General features: G+C 70.5%; 12 protein-coding genes. 7 read left to right on the top strand and 5 right to left on the bottom strand.

The annotated features are described in order from the left end of the window. Positions 1-234: 234 nt before the first annotated feature. Genes VZL07_RS16725 through VZL07_RS16705 form a run of 5 tightly spaced genes read left to right on the top strand, consistent with a single transcriptional unit; the run spans position 235 to position 5,279 of the window. The gene (locus VZL07_RS16725) at positions 235-1,569 is read left to right on the top strand and encodes an inositol-3-phosphate synthase (protein ID WP_426756539.1); all 1,335 of its coding nucleotides are present in this window, start codon (positions 235-237) and stop codon (positions 1,567-1,569) included. After that, a complete protein-coding gene (locus VZL07_RS16720; protein ID WP_426756538.1) occupies positions 1,547-2,473 on the top strand; it encodes a phosphatase PAP2 family protein in 927 nt (308 codons plus the stop codon). The genes VZL07_RS16725 and VZL07_RS16720 overlap by 23 nt, the downstream gene beginning before the upstream one ends. Continuing rightward, positions 2,466-3,713: a GtrA family protein gene (locus VZL07_RS16715; protein ID WP_426756537.1), complete on the top strand. Its 1,248-nt coding sequence runs from the start codon at positions 2,466-2,468 to the stop codon at positions 3,711-3,713. Before VZL07_RS16720 ends, VZL07_RS16715 begins: the two co-directional genes overlap by 8 nt. Continuing rightward, positions 3,703-4,701: a hypothetical protein gene (locus VZL07_RS16710; protein ID WP_426756536.1), complete on the top strand. Its 999-nt coding sequence runs from the start codon at positions 3,703-3,705 to the stop codon at positions 4,699-4,701. The genes VZL07_RS16715 and VZL07_RS16710 overlap by 11 nt, the downstream gene beginning before the upstream one ends. Further along, positions 4,698-5,279 carry a protein-tyrosine phosphatase family protein gene (locus VZL07_RS16705; protein ID WP_426756535.1) on the top strand — a complete coding sequence of 194 codons (582 nt, stop codon included), beginning with the start codon at positions 4,698-4,700 and terminating at the stop codon, positions 5,277-5,279. The genes VZL07_RS16710 and VZL07_RS16705 overlap by 4 nt, the downstream gene beginning before the upstream one ends. 130 nt (positions 5,280-5,409) lie before the next feature. Here VZL07_RS16705 and VZL07_RS16700 read toward each other — a convergent pair whose 3' ends face one another. The 3 genes from VZL07_RS16700 to VZL07_RS16690 all read right to left on the bottom strand — a co-directional run bounded on the left by VZL07_RS16700 (position 5,410) and on the right by VZL07_RS16690 (position 8,769). Then, positions 5,410-6,801 carry a DUF4340 domain-containing protein gene (locus VZL07_RS16700; RefSeq protein ID WP_426756534.1) on the bottom strand — a complete coding sequence of 464 codons (1,392 nt, stop codon included), beginning with the start codon at positions 6,799-6,801 and terminating at the stop codon, positions 5,410-5,412. Positions 6,802-6,919: 118 nt separating this feature from the next. Then, complete coding sequence (locus VZL07_RS16695; RefSeq protein WP_426756533.1) at positions 6,920-7,840, bottom strand: helix-turn-helix domain-containing protein; 921 nt, start codon at positions 7,838-7,840, stop codon at positions 6,920-6,922. Next, positions 7,837-8,769 carry an NAD(P)/FAD-dependent oxidoreductase gene (locus tag VZL07_RS16690; RefSeq protein WP_426756532.1) on the bottom strand — a complete coding sequence of 311 codons (933 nt, stop codon included), beginning with the start codon at positions 8,767-8,769 and terminating at the stop codon, positions 7,837-7,839. The genes VZL07_RS16695 and VZL07_RS16690 overlap by 4 nt, the downstream gene beginning before the upstream one ends. Before the next feature lie 345 nt (positions 8,770-9,114). Between VZL07_RS16690 and VZL07_RS16685 the strand changes: the two genes are divergently transcribed. Then, on the top strand, positions 9,115-9,987 hold the full coding sequence (locus tag VZL07_RS16685) for a hypothetical protein (protein WP_426756531.1): 873 nt from the start codon (positions 9,115-9,117) through the stop codon (positions 9,985-9,987). Between the two features lie 22 nt (positions 9,988-10,009). Here the strand turns inward: VZL07_RS16685 and VZL07_RS16680 are convergent, their stop codons facing one another. Both VZL07_RS16680 and VZL07_RS16675 read right to left on the bottom strand, forming a co-directional pair. Continuing rightward, entirely contained in the window at positions 10,010-10,288 is a 279-nt protein-coding gene (locus VZL07_RS16680) for a hypothetical protein (protein WP_426756530.1), read from the bottom strand. Between the two features lie 98 nt (positions 10,289-10,386). Continuing rightward, positions 10,387-12,867 carry an efflux RND transporter permease subunit gene (locus tag VZL07_RS16675; RefSeq protein ID WP_426756529.1) on the bottom strand — a complete coding sequence of 827 codons (2,481 nt, stop codon included), beginning with the start codon at positions 12,865-12,867 and terminating at the stop codon, positions 10,387-10,389. 432 nt (positions 12,868-13,299) lie between these two features. On the opposite strand from VZL07_RS16675, the gene VZL07_RS16670 reads away from it, so the two are divergent. Next, positions 13,300-15,774, top strand: coding sequence for an efflux RND transporter permease subunit (locus tag VZL07_RS16670; RefSeq protein WP_426756528.1), 2,475 nt, complete (start codon positions 13,300-13,302; stop codon positions 15,772-15,774). The last annotated feature ends 15 nt before the right edge of the window (positions 15,775-15,789 follow it).

The raw sequence follows: 15,789 nt of genomic DNA, 5'->3' as shown, positions 1-15,789 counted from the left end.
TCTGACGACCTGGTGTTTCTCTGACAGCGTCGATCTGCTCGCCTTGTACCTGAGGCTGGCCTGATCCATGAGTGCGGCGCCTTCGGGTGGTAAGAGCCGCGACGCTCATGACGTTGAAGTGACGAACGCTTTAGAGTATCAACCATCCGCTTTCGAGATTTTCCGCATGCACGACCGGTATCGTACCGACCCGCATACGGCCGACTCGAAAAGGTCAAACGAAGGAACATCACGATGGAAAACAAGAGGTCGGTGTCGAAGCCGGACGGCAAGCTCGCGGTGCTGATTCCGGGTCTGGGCGCTGTGTCCACCACGCTGATGGCGGGCGTGGAGCTGGCGCGCCAGGGCAAGGGGCACCCCATTGGCTCGCTCACGCAGATGGGTACGGCCCGCCTCGGCAAGCGCACCGACGGGCGCACCGTGAAGCTCAGCGAGCTGGTTCCTCTGGCGGAGCTCAAGGACATCGCCTTCGGCGCCTGGGACATCATCCGCGAGGACGCGTACGAGGTGGCGGTGCGCTCCGGCGTGCTGAGCGACAAGCACCTGGAGGAGGTGAAGCCGTACCTCCAGAGCATCAAGCCGAAGCAGGGCGTGCACGACCCGGAGTTCGTGCGCCGCATCGAGGCCAACCACGTCAAGGCCACCAAGACGCACCGCGAGAGCATCGAGGCGCTGCGCCAGGACATCCGCGACTTCAAGAAGGAGCTGAACGCGACGCGCGCGGTGATGGTGGTGTGCAGCAGCGTGGAGACGTTCCGTCCGCTGCCCGAGGCCTTCAAGAGCCTGGCCGCCTTCGAGAAGGCGCTGGACGAGAACAGCCCGGACATCAACCCCACCGCGCTCTACACCTACGCGGCCATCAAGGAGGGCGTGCCCTTCGCCAACGCCACGCCCAACGCCAGCGTGGACACGCCGGCGCTCCAGGAGCTGGCCAAGCAGGAGTCGGTGGCGGTCGCCGGCCGTGACCTCAAGAGCGGCCAGACGATGATGAAGACGGTCATCGCGCCCGCGCTCAAGGCCCGCATGCTGGGTCTGGACGGCTGGTTCTCCACCAACATCCTCGGCAACCGCGACGGCGAGGTGCTGGACGACCCCGCGGCCTTCAAGGCCAAGGAAGTCACCAAGTCGAGCGTGCTGGACACCATCCTGCAGCCCGAGCTGTATCCGGAGCTGTACAAGAAGTACGCGCACAAGGTGTCCATCCACTACTACCCGCCCCGCGGCGACGCGAAGGAGGGTTGGGACAACATCGACATCACCGGATGGCTCGGCTATCCGATGCAGATCAAGGTCAACTTCCTCTGCCGCGACTCCATCCTGGCCGCCCCGCTGGTGCTGGACATCGCGCTGTTCCTGGACCTGGCCAAGCGGCTGGAGTGGCGCGGCATCCAGGAGTGGATGTCCTTCTACTTCAAGAGCCCCATGGCGCAGCCGGGCCTGCCGGTGGAGCACGACCTCTTCATCCAGCTCACCAAGCTGAAGAACACGCTGCGCGTCGTCGCGGGCGAGGACCCCATCACCCACCTCGGGCTCGACTATTACGGAGATGACCTCCCGCTTTCCAAATAAGGTCACCACGCTCACGTGGCTCGTCACCGCGCTGGGACTGGGCCACCTGATGCTGGTGTACGCCACCGGCCGGCTGCGGTGGGACCATGCCGCGGCGGACGCGCTGCTGTTGGGGGTGGCCTGGTCGGGCCCCCGCCTGCAGCGCTTCCTCCGCGGTGGGTTCGCGCTGTGGCTGACCGGGATGCTGCTGGACAGCCAGGGACTCTGGCTGTTCCTGCGGGGCCCCATCCACACGGGCGACCTGTGGGAGCTGGAGCGCCAGTTGTTCCCGGCGCCCGGCGGTGTCCACTGGCCCGAGTGGTGGTCCACGCGCTTCACCCCGGCCCTGGACCTGCTGTGCGGCTTCGCCTACGCGGCGTACCTGTACGAGGTCTTCATCCTGGCCATCTTCTTCTTCGTGAAGAAGGACTCCCTCTTCGAGCGGCTGTGCTGGGGCTTCCTGGTGGCGAACGCCATTGGCGTCGTCATCTACGTGCTCTACCCCGCCGCGCCGCCCTGGTACGTGCTCCAGTACGGCCCTGGACCGGCCGACCTGGCGGCGCCCCCCAACCCCGCGGGGACCGCCCGTTTCGACGAACTGCTGGGCATCAGTTATTTTGCGGGCTTCTACTCGCGCAGCACCAACGTGTTCGGGGCCATGCCTTCACTCCACGCGGCGTACCCCTTCCTGGTGATGCTGTTCGTGTGGTCGCGTGGCTGGGCGTGGCGCATCTCCACCGGGCTGTTCGCGTTGCTCGTCGCCTTCTCCGCCGTATACCTGACGCACCACTACGTCCTGGACGTGCTCGCGGGCATGGGCGTGGCGGCGGTTGCATTCATGGCGGTCGAAAGCGTCTACGCCCGCATGACGGCCTCCACACCCTGGGCCGTGCCGTTGACTACAAGAGGAGACACCCGTGCTTGAGAACCTGGTGGCGTGGTTGACCGGCAACCTGTCTCCATCCGCCCGCATCTGGACGGCACTGGCACCGGCCATCGTCGCCTGTACCTACTTCATCGGTGGGCTGCTCCTCTTCTGTATCCGCTGCGCCTTCAAGGGCATCCCTCGCGACGAGGAGACGCTCAAGCGGGGCAGCACGGTGCTGGTGGGCTTCTTCCTGCGGCACTACTTCTTCTGGGTCATCCAGCCGCTGTGGGCGGTGATTCTGCGCTCGGGCCTGCCGGCCAACGCGCTGTCCATGCTGTCGGGCCTGCTGGGCATCTCGTCCGGCGTGGCGGTGGCGGCGGGCCGCTTCGCGCTGGGCGGGTGGCTCTTCCTGTTCGCGGGCATCCTGGACGTCATGGACGGGCGCATCGCCCGCACGCGCAAGGAGGCCAACCCCGCGGGCGCGGCGCTGGACTCGGTGCTGGACCGCTACGTGGACTCGGCGATGCTCATGGGCCTGGCCTGGTACTACCGGGACACGTGGGTGCTGCTGCCCGCGCTGATGGCGCTGCTCGGCTCGTCGCTGGTGCCCTACGTGCGCGCCAAGGGCGAGGGCCTGGGCGTCAACGTGCGTGACGGCGCCATGCAGCGGCTGGAGCGGGTGCTCTTCATGGGCGCGGGCACGGCGCTGTCGCCCATCCTGGAGGCCGTCTTCTGGCCCGAGGAGAAGCACCCCATGCACTGGCTGGCGGTGGTGGGGCTCGTCTTCGTCGCCATCATGAGCAACGTCACGGCGCTCTCCCGCTTCCGCAACCTGGTGAAGGCGCTGGCGCCCAAGCGTCAGGAGGCGCGCTCCGGCAAGGCCATCCTCGGGCTCAACGCCCTGGCGGGCGCGGTGGCCACGGCGGTGGACTTCGCGCTGGTGCTGGCGCTGGTGGAGTGGGTGGGCATGCTGCCCGCCTGGGCCACGGTGCTGGGCTGCGGCCTGGGCGCGGTGGTGAACTACTCCCTCAACCGGGTGTTCACCTTCAAGAGCACCGGCGCGGTGGCGCGGCAGCTGGCGCGCTACTCGGTGGTGAGCGGCACCAGCGCGCTGCTCAACGCGGGCGGCGTGGCGCTGCTGACGCTGCACCCGCAGCTGGCCTACGCGCTGGGGTGGTGGATGGTGCGCGGCGTCGTGTACTTCGCGTGGAACCTGCCGCTGCAGCGCGACTACGTCTTCAACAACGAGCCTGCCTCCGACGACTCGCTCATGGAGCAGCGCCCTCATGCGGCGTGAACGCCGCTTCCAGGTCCTGAAGGGCCTGGCCCTGGCCACCGCGCTCGCGCTGCCCTCGGTGGCGGCGGCGGGCGCGGTGCTGGAGCCCCAGGTCGCTCCCAGTGACAACTACGGGGAGAGCTTCACCTTCATCGGGGACCTGGACGGTGGGACGTTCATCTTCGCGCAGCTGACGGTGACGAACATCGGGCCGGGCTCGCGCACCGGCCTGTGCCGGACCACGGTGCTGACGCCCGGCCAGAAGCCCTGGACGGCGCAGGCCCGGGTCAAAGCCCGCGACTGGCGCTACGACGCGGAGACCGGGACGCTGCACGTGGGGCCGTGCTCGGCCCGCTCGGCGGACGGCGCCACGCGCGTGGAGGTGCCGCTCGACGGCGGGCGGGTGGTGCTGGAGTACGCCGCGTCCATGACGCCCCACCACCTGGAGCGCTCCGAGGTGGAGGTGGGCCGTGAGCGCTACCACCACGAGGTGACGCTGGCCTTCAGCGAGCTCAAGGCCACGGTGACCCGGCCCAAGGCGGGGGAAGTCGTCTATGCCGGCGGCGGCTACGCGGACCACACGCGCTCCACCATCGCGCCGGCGAAGCTGGCGAAGCGGTGGGTGCGCTTCCGGGCCCTGCGCGGCGGCGAGCAGTTGGTGCTGCTGGCGCGCGAGGGGCAGGACGGGGAATACGGCCCGGTCTACGCCTGGGAGCAAGGCACCTCGCAGGCCCGCTTCCTGGAGTACTTCACGGTGGCCCGGGAGGGCGCGAAGGAGCGGAGCGCCTGGACGGTGGAGCTGTTCGCGGACGGCGCCTCGGCCATGGTGCTGCGCTCCACGTCGCTGCTCCAGCGCAGCGCGCCCGTGGAGGACCTGGGGGTGCTGTCCGGGCTGGTGCGCCCGGTGCTGGGCTCGCCGGTGACGTACCTGCATCGAGCGGTGCTGGAGCGCGAGGGGAAGGCGCCGGTGCCGGGGTTGATGGAAGTCACGCTCGAGGGAGACCCGTGAGCTTCGCGCTGTTGCGAGAGGTGCACCACGTGCCGGGCGTGCGCGGCTGGGTGCGGAAGCAGGTGCTGCGCTCGGTGGCGCGCTGCGTGGAGTGGACCACGAAGCTGCCGGGGCGCGGGCTGAACGTGTCGCAGGTGAATGACTGGCTGTACGTCGGCGGCTCGGTGCCTCGCTCGCGGTACACGGAGCTGAAGGCGCGTGGCATCACCGCGGTGATTGACGTGCGCGGCGAGCGCTGTGACGACGCGGAGGCGCTGGCGGCGCTCGGCATCGAGCTGCTGAACCTGCCGGTGACGGACCGCTATCCGCCGTCGGTGGAGCAGCTGATGCGGGGCGTGGCGTGGGCGCTGCCCCGGCTGGAGCAGGGCGGGCGGCTGTACACGCACTGCGAGCACGGCGTGGGCCGGGGCCCGCTGGTGGGCCTGGCGGTGATGGTGGCGCGTGGCTGGGAGGCACCGGCCGCCTACCGCGAGCTGCGGCGCGCGCGCTGGCAGTCCACGCTGAATGACCGGCAGCTCAACGGGCTCGCGGACTTCGTCGCCGCGTGGCAGGCGCGGACGGCGGAGCGGGCGGCGTAGGCGCGGCCACCGCCCGGAGCGCCGACATCCGCGGCGTGGGTACGGACTGTCGTACCGGCCATCAAACGCATCGCGCTGACCAGGATGCGGGCGCGCCCCTGCCACGAGGCGACGCCCACGCGTGCTGCCGCTACGGCGCGCTGAAGAGCACGAGGCCACGCGCCAGCCAGGCGCGCGCCCGGTCCTCCACGGCATAGGTGAAGCCGTCGCGAGCGCCTCGGGCGTACACCTCCTTGAAGCCTCCCGGTACGTCCGGCACCGCATTCCCCAGCCGCAGGGTCTGCACGCCGCCGCCCTCCTCGCTCACCTCCACCCAGGCCACGGGCGATGACAGGCCCGCCTGCGCGTCCTCCACCGGCGCGTCGAGCAGCCGCGCAGCCTCGAGCTGCTGGAGCCAGACGAGCTGCGCCTCCACCTGCGACGCGTCGAACCGGAAGGACTCCGGCGGCGTCTGCGGCTCACGCAGCGCCCAGCCCTGCGCGTCCTTCGCCACCACCACCGTCGTCTCACCGGCCTGGATGCGCAGCCGGTTCACCTTCTCCCGCGCGAAATCCAGCAGGCGCAGGTCGCGGAAGTCCACCAGCCGCTTGCGCACCTGCAGCGCCGCCGCCGTGGACACCCCGTACACCCGCGCATCCCCCTCCAGCTGGACGAAGACGGGGTCCTGGGACTCCGGCGCCCGGCCCAACCGCAGCACCACCGTCTTCCCGTCCTTGAGGCGCGCCTCCACCGTGTCGTGCGCGGTGGCGAGCACCCGCGCCGCCTCGGCGGCGGCCTCCCCCGCGAGCACCTCCTGCACCTCGACCCCCGCGAAATCCCGTGCGACCTGCTCGGCCACGCGCGCGCTGAACCGGAAGCCCTCGGGCACCTGCGTCCCGTCCGCGAGCCGCCAGCCGCCGGGCGTTCCCGTCGAGGTCACCGTCACCGGCGCGTCATCCCCGACGCGGAACACCAGCTGGGTGATGTCCTCGGGCGCCACCCGCACCAGCCGCGGGTCACTCCAGTCCATGACGCGCCTGCGCCACCGCCACCCCAGCAGCACGGGGTGCTCGAAGACCTCGGTGTTGGCCGCCATGCGCACATACGTCCCACCATTCGAGGCCCCATCCTTCCCGAGCACCAGCTCCAGCGGGGGACGGCCCTCCTGGAGGATGCGGACCTTCAGGCCCTGCGCGTTGTCCAGCCAGAACGCGGCCAGCCGGTCGGCCTCGCCCGTGACGAACTTCGCGCCCGACACCCGAGCCAGGGACTCCAGCGCCTCCTTCACCATCGCCTCGTCCGCCATGAAGCGGCTCTCCGGCGCCCCCGGGTCCGCGACCGTCCACCCGCTCCCGTCCCGCTGCAGCGTGGCGCGGCGAACCCCCGAGAGCTCCAGCGCCGAGACGCGGGCCGGGTCGAAGCCCGACAGGTCCAACTGACGTCCACCGCCGCTGGCTTCCGGCTGCCCCTGCTCACCAGCGACGAACATGAACACGAGCAGCACGGCGGCTGCGCCAACGATGAGGAACATCGCCTTCTTCATGGCTCTCCCTCGACTCCGGGCCCAGGGAGAACCCTTACTTCACCCCCGCGCGTCTCGGCAGCCCCCTCCGCGCATCCGCGGCGCCGTCATGGGGACCACGTCCTGCCATGGAGGCGGGTCACGAAGCCCCCACCACCGTGGCCTTGCGCCGCCATGCGGCTGGCGTCACGCCATGGACGCGGCGGAACTGCCGGATGAAGTGCGTCACGTCCGCGTAGCCCACGCGCTCGGCGATGATGTCCACGCGCTCGTCGGTGCCTCGCAGCCGGCGGCGCGCCTCGGCCATGCGGCACTCCAGTATCCACTCCCCCACCGTGCGGCCCGTCTCCTGCCGCACCACGCCCGCCACGTGCGCGGAAGAGCGTCCCAGTGCCTTCGCCACCTGCGCCAGCGACAGCGGCTCCAGGCAGTGCGTCTCGATATAGGTGAGCGCCTTGCGGCTCAGGCTCAGGGAGGGTGGCTCGCTGGCATCGGGCTGGGCCGTGATTCGCTCCAGCTCGATGAGTACCAGCCGCAGCAGCGCGAGCGCGGCCTCGTCGCGCCCCGGCTCGTTCCGGGACACCTCCTCCGCCAGCAGCCGGAACCACCGAAGAAGCCGCCGGCGCTGCGCCACCGAGGGCCGCAGCACCGGGTGACAGCCGCCGCGCACGCGCAGCAGGGGTCCCAGGCGCGAGGCCCCATCCTCGCCGCCCAGCACCTCCTGGTGGAACGCGACGCCCCAGCCCTCCGCGTTCGAGATGCCCCCTCGGTGGGCATCCCCCGGCGGAATCAGGTGGACGTCGCCCGCCCGCAGCACCAGCTCGCCCGCGTGGCGAATCCGCGACTCGCCGCGCGTCACTAGCGCCACCACGGCATAGGTGTGGACGGCGGTCATCCCCGTCCCCATCTCGCGGTTCTGCAGCCTGCCGGCCCAGATGGGCAGCCGGCCCGGCTCGAACCGCTCATGCGGCATCTGCGTGGGCTCATGGGAGTCCGAACAGGACGTGCGCGGCATCGCCCTGTCGTAGCGAGCGGCCGTCGCGGGCGCAACGCCGCTCATCCGGCGCTCACGGGACCTGCCAGTTCCTGACTCAGGCCATGGTTGAGCATGCCCGCCGCCACGGCCCCCGCGGACGCCGCCGCGATGGCCGCCTGCATCCGCTGGGACATGTCCCCCACCGCGAAGATGCCCGGCACGGACGTCTCGCCCGTGGCCTGCACCTTCACGAAGCCCTCTTCGGTCAGCTCCAGGCCCAGCTGCTGCACGAGCGGCACCTGACGCTGGGGCGGATGGTCGAAGAGAATCTGCCGAGGCACCCGCGTGCCGTCCTCCAGCTCCACCGCGGCGAGCGCCAGGCCGTGCGCGCCCTCCGCCGTGACGAGGCCACGGATGCGCCGCTCCTCGATGCGCACGCCCACCCGCTCCAGCTGGGCCCGCCGCTCCGCCGGCACCTCGAAGGAGCCGTGGGTGAAGACGACCACGTCGTCGGTCCAGCTGCGCAGCACCAGGCTGAAATCGAGGTACATCTCGCTGGTGGCCAGCACGCCCCAGGGCCGCTGCTTGACCTCCCAGCCGTGACAGTAGGGGCACTGGAAGATGGCCTTGCCCCACAGCTCCCGGTAGCCGGGCAGGTCCCTGGGCACATCCACCATGCCCGTGGAGAGCAGCACCCGGCGCGCCTCCACCACGTCGCCGCCCTCCAGCGTCACGCGGAAGGTCGCGCCCATGCGCTCGACGTTCTGCACCCGCACGTCGCGCACCTCGACGTCGTAGGGGCGCAGCTGCTCACGGGCGATGTCGCGGAACTGCTGGGGCGGGATGCCGTCGCGGGTCAGGAAGTAATGCACCTCCGTGGCCGCCGCGTTCCGGCGCGGCCCCGCGTCGCACAGCAGCACCTTCCGGCACGCGCGGCCCAGCATCAGCGCGGCGCTCAAGCCACCGGGTCCACCGCCCACCACCACCACGTCCTTCACGTCCTTGCGTTCCATGTCAGCCCTCCGAATCGCAGCCGCCGGGTGTCCGCAGGCCAGGGGCAGCGCCGCTCCCAGCAGGCCCAGCCCCGCCAGGGTCTCCCGGCGCGTCCACACCTCACGAGGCTGAGCGCCGCCTTCCCGCGTCTTCCGGCTCGTCATGCGTAGAAGTGCTAACCGGCGCGGAGCACCCCCGGGAGGGCGCGCCTTCGCACCGAATCGGCGGATTCGCGCATGGGCCGTCCTCCCAGGCGCGCCACCGCGGCGAGCAGGCCCGGAGCGCCGTGTGGCCGCCCGGCCACGGTCCAGGCGCCCTCGGGCCTGGTACACGCGTTGCTATCCAGCCCCGCTCGGGAGGACGTCATGCGCTACGCCATGGTGCTGGGAGTCACGCTGGCCTCGTTCGGAGCCTCTGCCTCGGAGCGGTGGACCGCGCCATATCAGATTGAAGATGCGTCGGGCCGGACCACCCGCGTCATCCTGGGAGCGCAGGCCCCGGAGGACGTGGCCTCCCGGCTCCAGGTCATGACGCTCGTGGGCCGCCACGGCCTCGCGGAGGCGCGCTTCCAGCGCACGGAGGCCGTGTGCACGAAGGAGGAGGACTTCGGCCTGCCGCCCGTCTGCCACACCGTGGGCGTCTACACACAGGCCCCTGGCACGCCGGACCTCGGCGAGCCCCTGGTGGCCCTGGCCGGCGCCGTCCAGGGGACGGTCAGCGGCCCCGCCCCCACGACACCTCCGGAGCGCCCCGCTCCGGGCCAGTGGACGTCGGGCACGTTCGAGCGCCCCGTGGATGAAGGGGCCAATCCCTACCTCCCCGAGGACTTCCCGGCCCCGGACTACCGGTGGCGCGCTGGAGCGGACGGGCGGGTGGCGCTGGAGACGCGCCGCGGTGGGAAGATGGAGGCCACGCTCGTCCCGCTCGACACCTGCACCCAGGAACGACAGGGCCCCTTCACGCGGCTTCAGTGCTTCCCGGGCGCGCCGCACATCGCCCCGGACGACACGCCCGGAGCCTCCCTGCTCTACGTGGACCGGAAGCCGCTGGTCGTCAGCTTCGCGGACTACGGCGAGGCCACCACGGCCCTGGTCGCCGCGCTGCATGTGGGCGGCGACACGCAATACCTGGTGCGCGTGGGGCTCAAGGGGCAGGCCGTCACCGGGCTGCTCCTCCGTGAGGGGAACACGTGGCGCCTGCTCTTGCGCCCCGCCGACTACCCCGTCCTCGGGTGCTGAAACACCCGGCGCGGCGTGACGCCTACCAGCGCCGCTCCGGCTCCATGGCCGCGGGCCGCCGGTTGTCGGTGGGCTCCAGCCCATTCGCCGTGGAGCACCGGCACACCTCACAGCCGCGCTCGCGGTCCATGGTGCAATTCACGCCGGTGACACACGTCAGGTTGCGCGACTCGGCACAGCGCGTCTCGCCCTTCTTCTCCTCGCGCTGCGCACCGTGACGGCAACCGACCAGGGCCGCCGCGCCAACGATGGCCAGCATCAGCCACCGTCGCCCACTGCTCCGCGTCCACCTCTGCGTCATCGCCCACCTCGAAGAAAGGCCCCAGGGAGCCACCGCCATGGATGCGGTGCCCCCAGGGGCCTGTCATACCGGGCGGCGTGGTTGCCGGCCAGCGACGCTCACGCCTCCGGCGCGGGCTGCTCGGTCTGCTCTTCCGGCGCGGAGCTGTGCTTGCGCCGCCAGCGCTCCACCATCAGCAGCAGCGACGGGAAGCCCAGCAGCACGATGACCAGGTTGATGCCGAAGCCCAGGTTGGCCAGGTCCCCGATGGAGTTGAGGCCCGGGTGCTTCGCGAGGATGAGCGCGACGAAGCCGATGGCGCTCGTCAGCAGGCCGCCCGTAATCGCCCGGCCCGTCTCCGCGTAGACGGAGACGAAGTCCGCGCCGCGCTCGCCCAGGCGCTGCACCAGGTGCACGCCCGCGTCCACCGTGGTGCCCACCAGCACCGGCAGCACCATGATGTTGAGGTAGTTGAACTGGAGGCCCAGCAGCGACATCAGCCCCACCAGCCCGACGACGGACAGCAGCGTGGGCAGCATGCAGATGAGCGCGGTGCGCAGCTTGCCCAGCGTCAGCCACATGGCCACCAGCACGCTCAGCACCGCCGCCGCGAGGATGCGCGGCCCCTCGCGCGCCACCATGTCCAGGATGTCCGCCAGGATGAGCGCCTCACCCGCCGCCGACACCTGGCTGCCGTCCGGCATCTGCAGGCCGCGCACCTCCTTCGCGAACTTCCGCGTGCCCTCGCCGTCCGACAGGCTGATGCCGCCTGCGTACACCAGCACCACGCCGCCCGTGCTGCCATCCAGGCTCTCGAACTGGTGCCGCACGCTGGTGGGCAGCGCGTCCTGCGTGAAGGGCTTCGCCTTCGCCATGTTCAGCGCGCGCGCCAGCGAGTTGCGCGTGTCCTCGGGCAGCCGCTCCGGGTCCAGCTTCTCCAGCTTCGCGGAGATGGCCTGCAGGATGGCCTGCTTCTCGTCCTGCCGCTTGGGCACCAGGTCCGCCAGCGCGCCCACGAAGTCGATGGTGGAGTCCTTGCCCCGCGCCGCCTTGCGCGCCTCGAGCTGGCGCACCACCTCGCGCTCCATCTCCGGGGAGTCGGTGAGCACCACCACCGGCGTCTGCGAGTAGCCCAGGATGTCATTGACCTTCTGGTCCAGCACCGCCGACGCCTGCTTGTAGTCCTCCAGCGTGCGCGAGTCGTAGTTGAAGGAGATGCGGTACGCCTGCGACACCAGCGCCAGCACGCCCACCCCCACCACGATGCCCACGCCCCGGTACGAGCGCGGCAGCCAGCGGGCCAGCAGGCTCATCGGCCCGGCCGAGCCCTCCTGAATCACCCGCGGCGACCAGCCGAAGCGCGTGGCCAGCCCCAGCATCGCGGGCAGCAGCATCACATAGGAGAAGATGCTCACCAGCATGCCCACCGCGGCGATGATGCCGAACTCGCGGAACGCCCTGAACTCGGACATGGCCAGGCTGAGGAAGGTGAGCGCCGCCACCAGGGCCGCGATGAGCGCGGAGAAGCCGGTGTGCCGGAAGGACTCCTCCACCGCCTCCTCGGAGCCCAGCCCCTCCGTGCGCAGCGTGCTGTAGCGCCCCAGCAGGTGGATGCCGTGCTCCACGCCCAGGCCGCCCAGCACCGCCGCCAGGAAGCCCGTCAGCAGGTTCACCTGCCCGTAGGCCAGCCCCACGAAGCCATAGGTCCAGCCCAGGCCCGCCATCACCGGCACCATGGTGAGGCCCACCGACAGCGCGCTGCGGAAGTGGAAGGCCAGGTACGCCAGCAGCAGCACCATGGCCAGCGTGGACGCGCTCGCCAGGTCCCCGACGATGACGCGCTGCTGGTCGATCTTCTTCTTGAAGGTGCCCGTCACCGCCGTCTTGAAGCCGGGCCCGTACTTCGACAGGTCCTGCTTCGCCAGGAAGTCCTCCACCTGGCCCACGACCTTCTTCGAGTAGTCCAGGTCCGCGGCGCTGCCCCGGGGCTTCGCCATCAGCACCACCATGCGCTCGGTGGGGTTGATGTAATAGAGGTCGCCCTGCCCGGAGAGGCGCTGGTTGGCGCGGCCCGTGTACTTCTGCTCGATGTCGGAGAAGTCCACCGACGGCGGCGCCTCCTCCACCAGCGACACGAAGAGCGGATTGGCCTGCTGCTTCTCCCAGAGGATGCGCGCGTCGATGCGCTCCTGGATGGTCTGCAGGTCCTCGACGTCCACGTAGTAGAGCGAGTGCTCGTCGAAGAAGGCGCGGGGCCGCTGGTAGTTGACGTAGCGGATCTCCGGCAGCTGCTCGAGCTGGGGCGCCAGGTCATCCGCGAAGCGCTTGAGCACTTCCGGATCCGCGCCCATGCCCACCACCACCACGTTGCCCTGGCCACCGAAGCGCTTGCGGAGCTTCTCGATGTCCTGGACGCTGGGGAAGCCCTTCGGCAGCAGCCCCACGAAGTCCGCGTTGAGCGTCAGCGTCCGGGCGAAGTAGGCGCCGGCCACCGTCAGCACCAGGGCCAGGAGCAGCGCCTGGTAGGGCTTCCGGTGGTTCCGCAAGGCCAGGCGGCCCATCGCGCCCTCGAACCGCTCCGACCAACGCTTCTCACTCATGTAGCGACACCTGCATTTGTTGACTGGCCGAATCGCCGGACACCTTGGGCACGCGCTAACGGGAGAGTCAACGCGTTTATGCCGGGAGGCGGAAAGTAAGGTCACGAACCATCCCGAGCGAATGCCCGTCCGCTCACGCCAGCGGACGCGAGCCATCCCTTGGGAATGGGATGGGTTGGGTCCGGCCCGAGATGGTGTCGGCTATCCCTCCCTGGTGGGCAGACAGGCGGACGTGAACGCCTGCATCGCACCTGCGCAGTGGGCACGTTCCCCGCGACACGGGCTCGCGCATGCGAGCACACGAGGGAGGGGAAGCCGCGCCGCCCTCCACGCGACCGGCGGTACAGGGTCGGCGGGCGGGGTGCCAGGTCCATGATGGAACCGCATCGGAACGACACGTCACCTCCAGGCGAGCCGCGGTGGATGGGGCGCGTGGAGCGAGCACTGGGCGCGATGGCCGCGCACAACCACCAGCGGCCGGTGGTGGCGTTGCTGCTGGCGCTGGTGCTGGCCGTGGCGGGCGGCCTGCTCGCGCGGGGGCTCCACCTCAACGCCAACCTGGTGGACCTGCTGCCCGACACCTTCGAGAGCGTCCAGGACCTGCACGAGCTGGAGCAGCGCTTCGGTGCGCTCGGCTGGGTGGCGGTGGTGGGAGAAGGCGGAGACGCCGAGTCGCTGAAGCGCTTCGCGGATGACCTGGCGCCCCGATTGGAAGCGCTGCCGGGCATCCGCTTCGTCGAGGTGAAGCGCCCCGGCGCCTTCTTCCGCGACCGGGCCCTGTACTTCCTCTCCGAAGAGGACCTGAAGGAGGTGCACCGCCGGCTGGAGGCACGGCTCAAGTGGGAGCAGCAGCAGGCCAACCCGCTCTACGTGCCGCTGGTGGAGGAGGCCCCGCCGTCGCTGGACTTCTCCGACCTGGAGGCGAAGTACGCGGGCGGCGCCGGACAGCGGCTGTCCTCCAGCCAGGGTGACTACTACCTGGATGCGCACCAGCGCCGCGTGGTGCTGCTGGCCAAGCCGGACACCACGTCCGCGGACCTGGGCTTCTCGCGCAAGGTGACGGACGCGGTGCGCGGGCTGCTCGCGGCGCAGGACCTGTCGAAGTACGGGCCCGACTTCAAGGTGGACATCACCGGCACCTTCCAGAAGAAGCTGGACCAGCAGCGGCAGATTGTGCGGGACATCGGCGTGGCGTCGACGGTGGCCACCGCGTTGATGCTCCTCTACCTCCTCTTCCACTTCCGCAGCGCGCTGGCCGTGGGCCTGGTGCTGGTGCCCGTGGGCGTGGGCCTGGCCTGGACCTACGGCCTGGTGGCGCTCGTCTTCGGCGAGGTGAACCTGCTGACGGGCTTCCTCGGCGCCATCCTGGGAGGCCTGGGCCTGGAGCATGGCATCCACCTGCTGGGGCGCTACCTGCACCTGCGCGGCGAGGGCCGCACGTCCGAGGAAGCGACGCGCGCGTCCTTCACCCACACTGGCGGCGCGGCGCTCATCTCGGCCCTGGTGGCGGCGCTCACCTTCTTCGTGCTGGGCACCTCGCGCTTCCGCGCGTTCCGAGAGTTCGGCGTCATCGCGGGCGCGGGCATGGTGGTGCTCATCGCCGCCTATGTCATGGTGCTGCCCGCGATGCTGGGGCTGGCCTCGCGCCTGGGCTGGAAGCCGCGGCGCGCGTCCGTCACCACGGCGAGCTCCCCCATGGGCCACCTGCTCCTGCGGCGCCGCCACGTCATCACCGTCCTGTCCGCCGTGGTGCTGCTGGGGCTGCTGAGCCAGACGGGGCGCGTGCGCTTCGACTTCGACTTCGGCTCGCTGGAGGACCAGGACCTGCCGTCCTTCGTGCTGGACCGCGAGGTCAACCGCCTCATCGGCTATTCCCAGACACCGGTGGTGGTGCTCACCCGCTCGCCGGAGGAGGAACAGGCGATGGTGGAGCGGCTGCACGCGCGGCAGCGAGCGCGCGGCCAGGACTCCACCATCGACTTCGTGGCCTCGCTGTCCTCGCTCGTGCCGCCGGAGCAGGCCCGGAAGCAGCGCGTCCTCCAGGACATCTCACAGCTGCTGGAGCGCGTCCCGGAGGACCGGCTGGATGCCCGGCAGCGGGAGCAGGTGGAGACGCTGCGCAGGCAGGCCGCCGCGCCGCCCTTCACCCGTGCGGACCTGCCGCCGAGCGTGCGGCAGCAGTTCGTGGGCAGGGAGGGGGCACCGGGTGGCTTCGTCATGGTGTACCCGGCGGTGGACCAGTCGGACGGGATGGCGGTCCGCACGCTGGCGCGGGAGATACGCGGCGTGGGGACACCGGATGGCACGCGCGTCTCCGCGGCGGGCGAGTCCATGGTGATGGCGGACATCCTCGACATGGTGACGCACGAGGCGCCGCGCATCCTCGGCGGCACCACGCTGGCGGTACTGCTGGCCATGTGGTTGACGCTGGGTGGCCTGCGCCTCGCCTTGCTGTGCATGGCGCCCACGGTGGTGTCGCTGGCGGCGCTGCTGGGGCTGATGCCGCTGCTCGGAATGGAGTTCAACTACCTCAACATCCTCGTCATCCCGATTCTCATCGGAACGACGGTGGACGCCGGCGTGCATCTGCTGACGCGCCTGTCGTCCCCTGGCAACGACTTCGTGTCGGTGTACTCGGAGACGGGGAAGGCGATTTGTGGCGGCCTGCTGACGAGCGCGATGGGCTTTGGCGCTCTCTTCCTCGCCGACCACCCGGGCCTCAACTCCATTGGCGCCCTTGCCAATCTGGGCTTCGCCACCAACCTCCTCGTCATGCTGGTGGCCTTCCCGGCCCTGCTGCTGGTGCTGTCCGAGCGCAGGCTGCGACGCCATCCCGCCCGAAAAGACACGCAGGACGCGGCGCCACCGCGACACACCGAGCGCGGTGAGCCCACGCACGCAAGCTGAAACACACACCCACGA

Source organism: Pseudomyxococcus flavus (assembly GCF_050038885.1).
GTDB lineage: Bacteria > Myxococcota > Myxococcia > Myxococcales > Myxococcaceae > Myxococcus > Myxococcus flavus.
The sequence above is the reverse complement of the archived record's forward strand: the minus strand, read 5'-3'. Positions and strand labels throughout refer to the sequence as shown.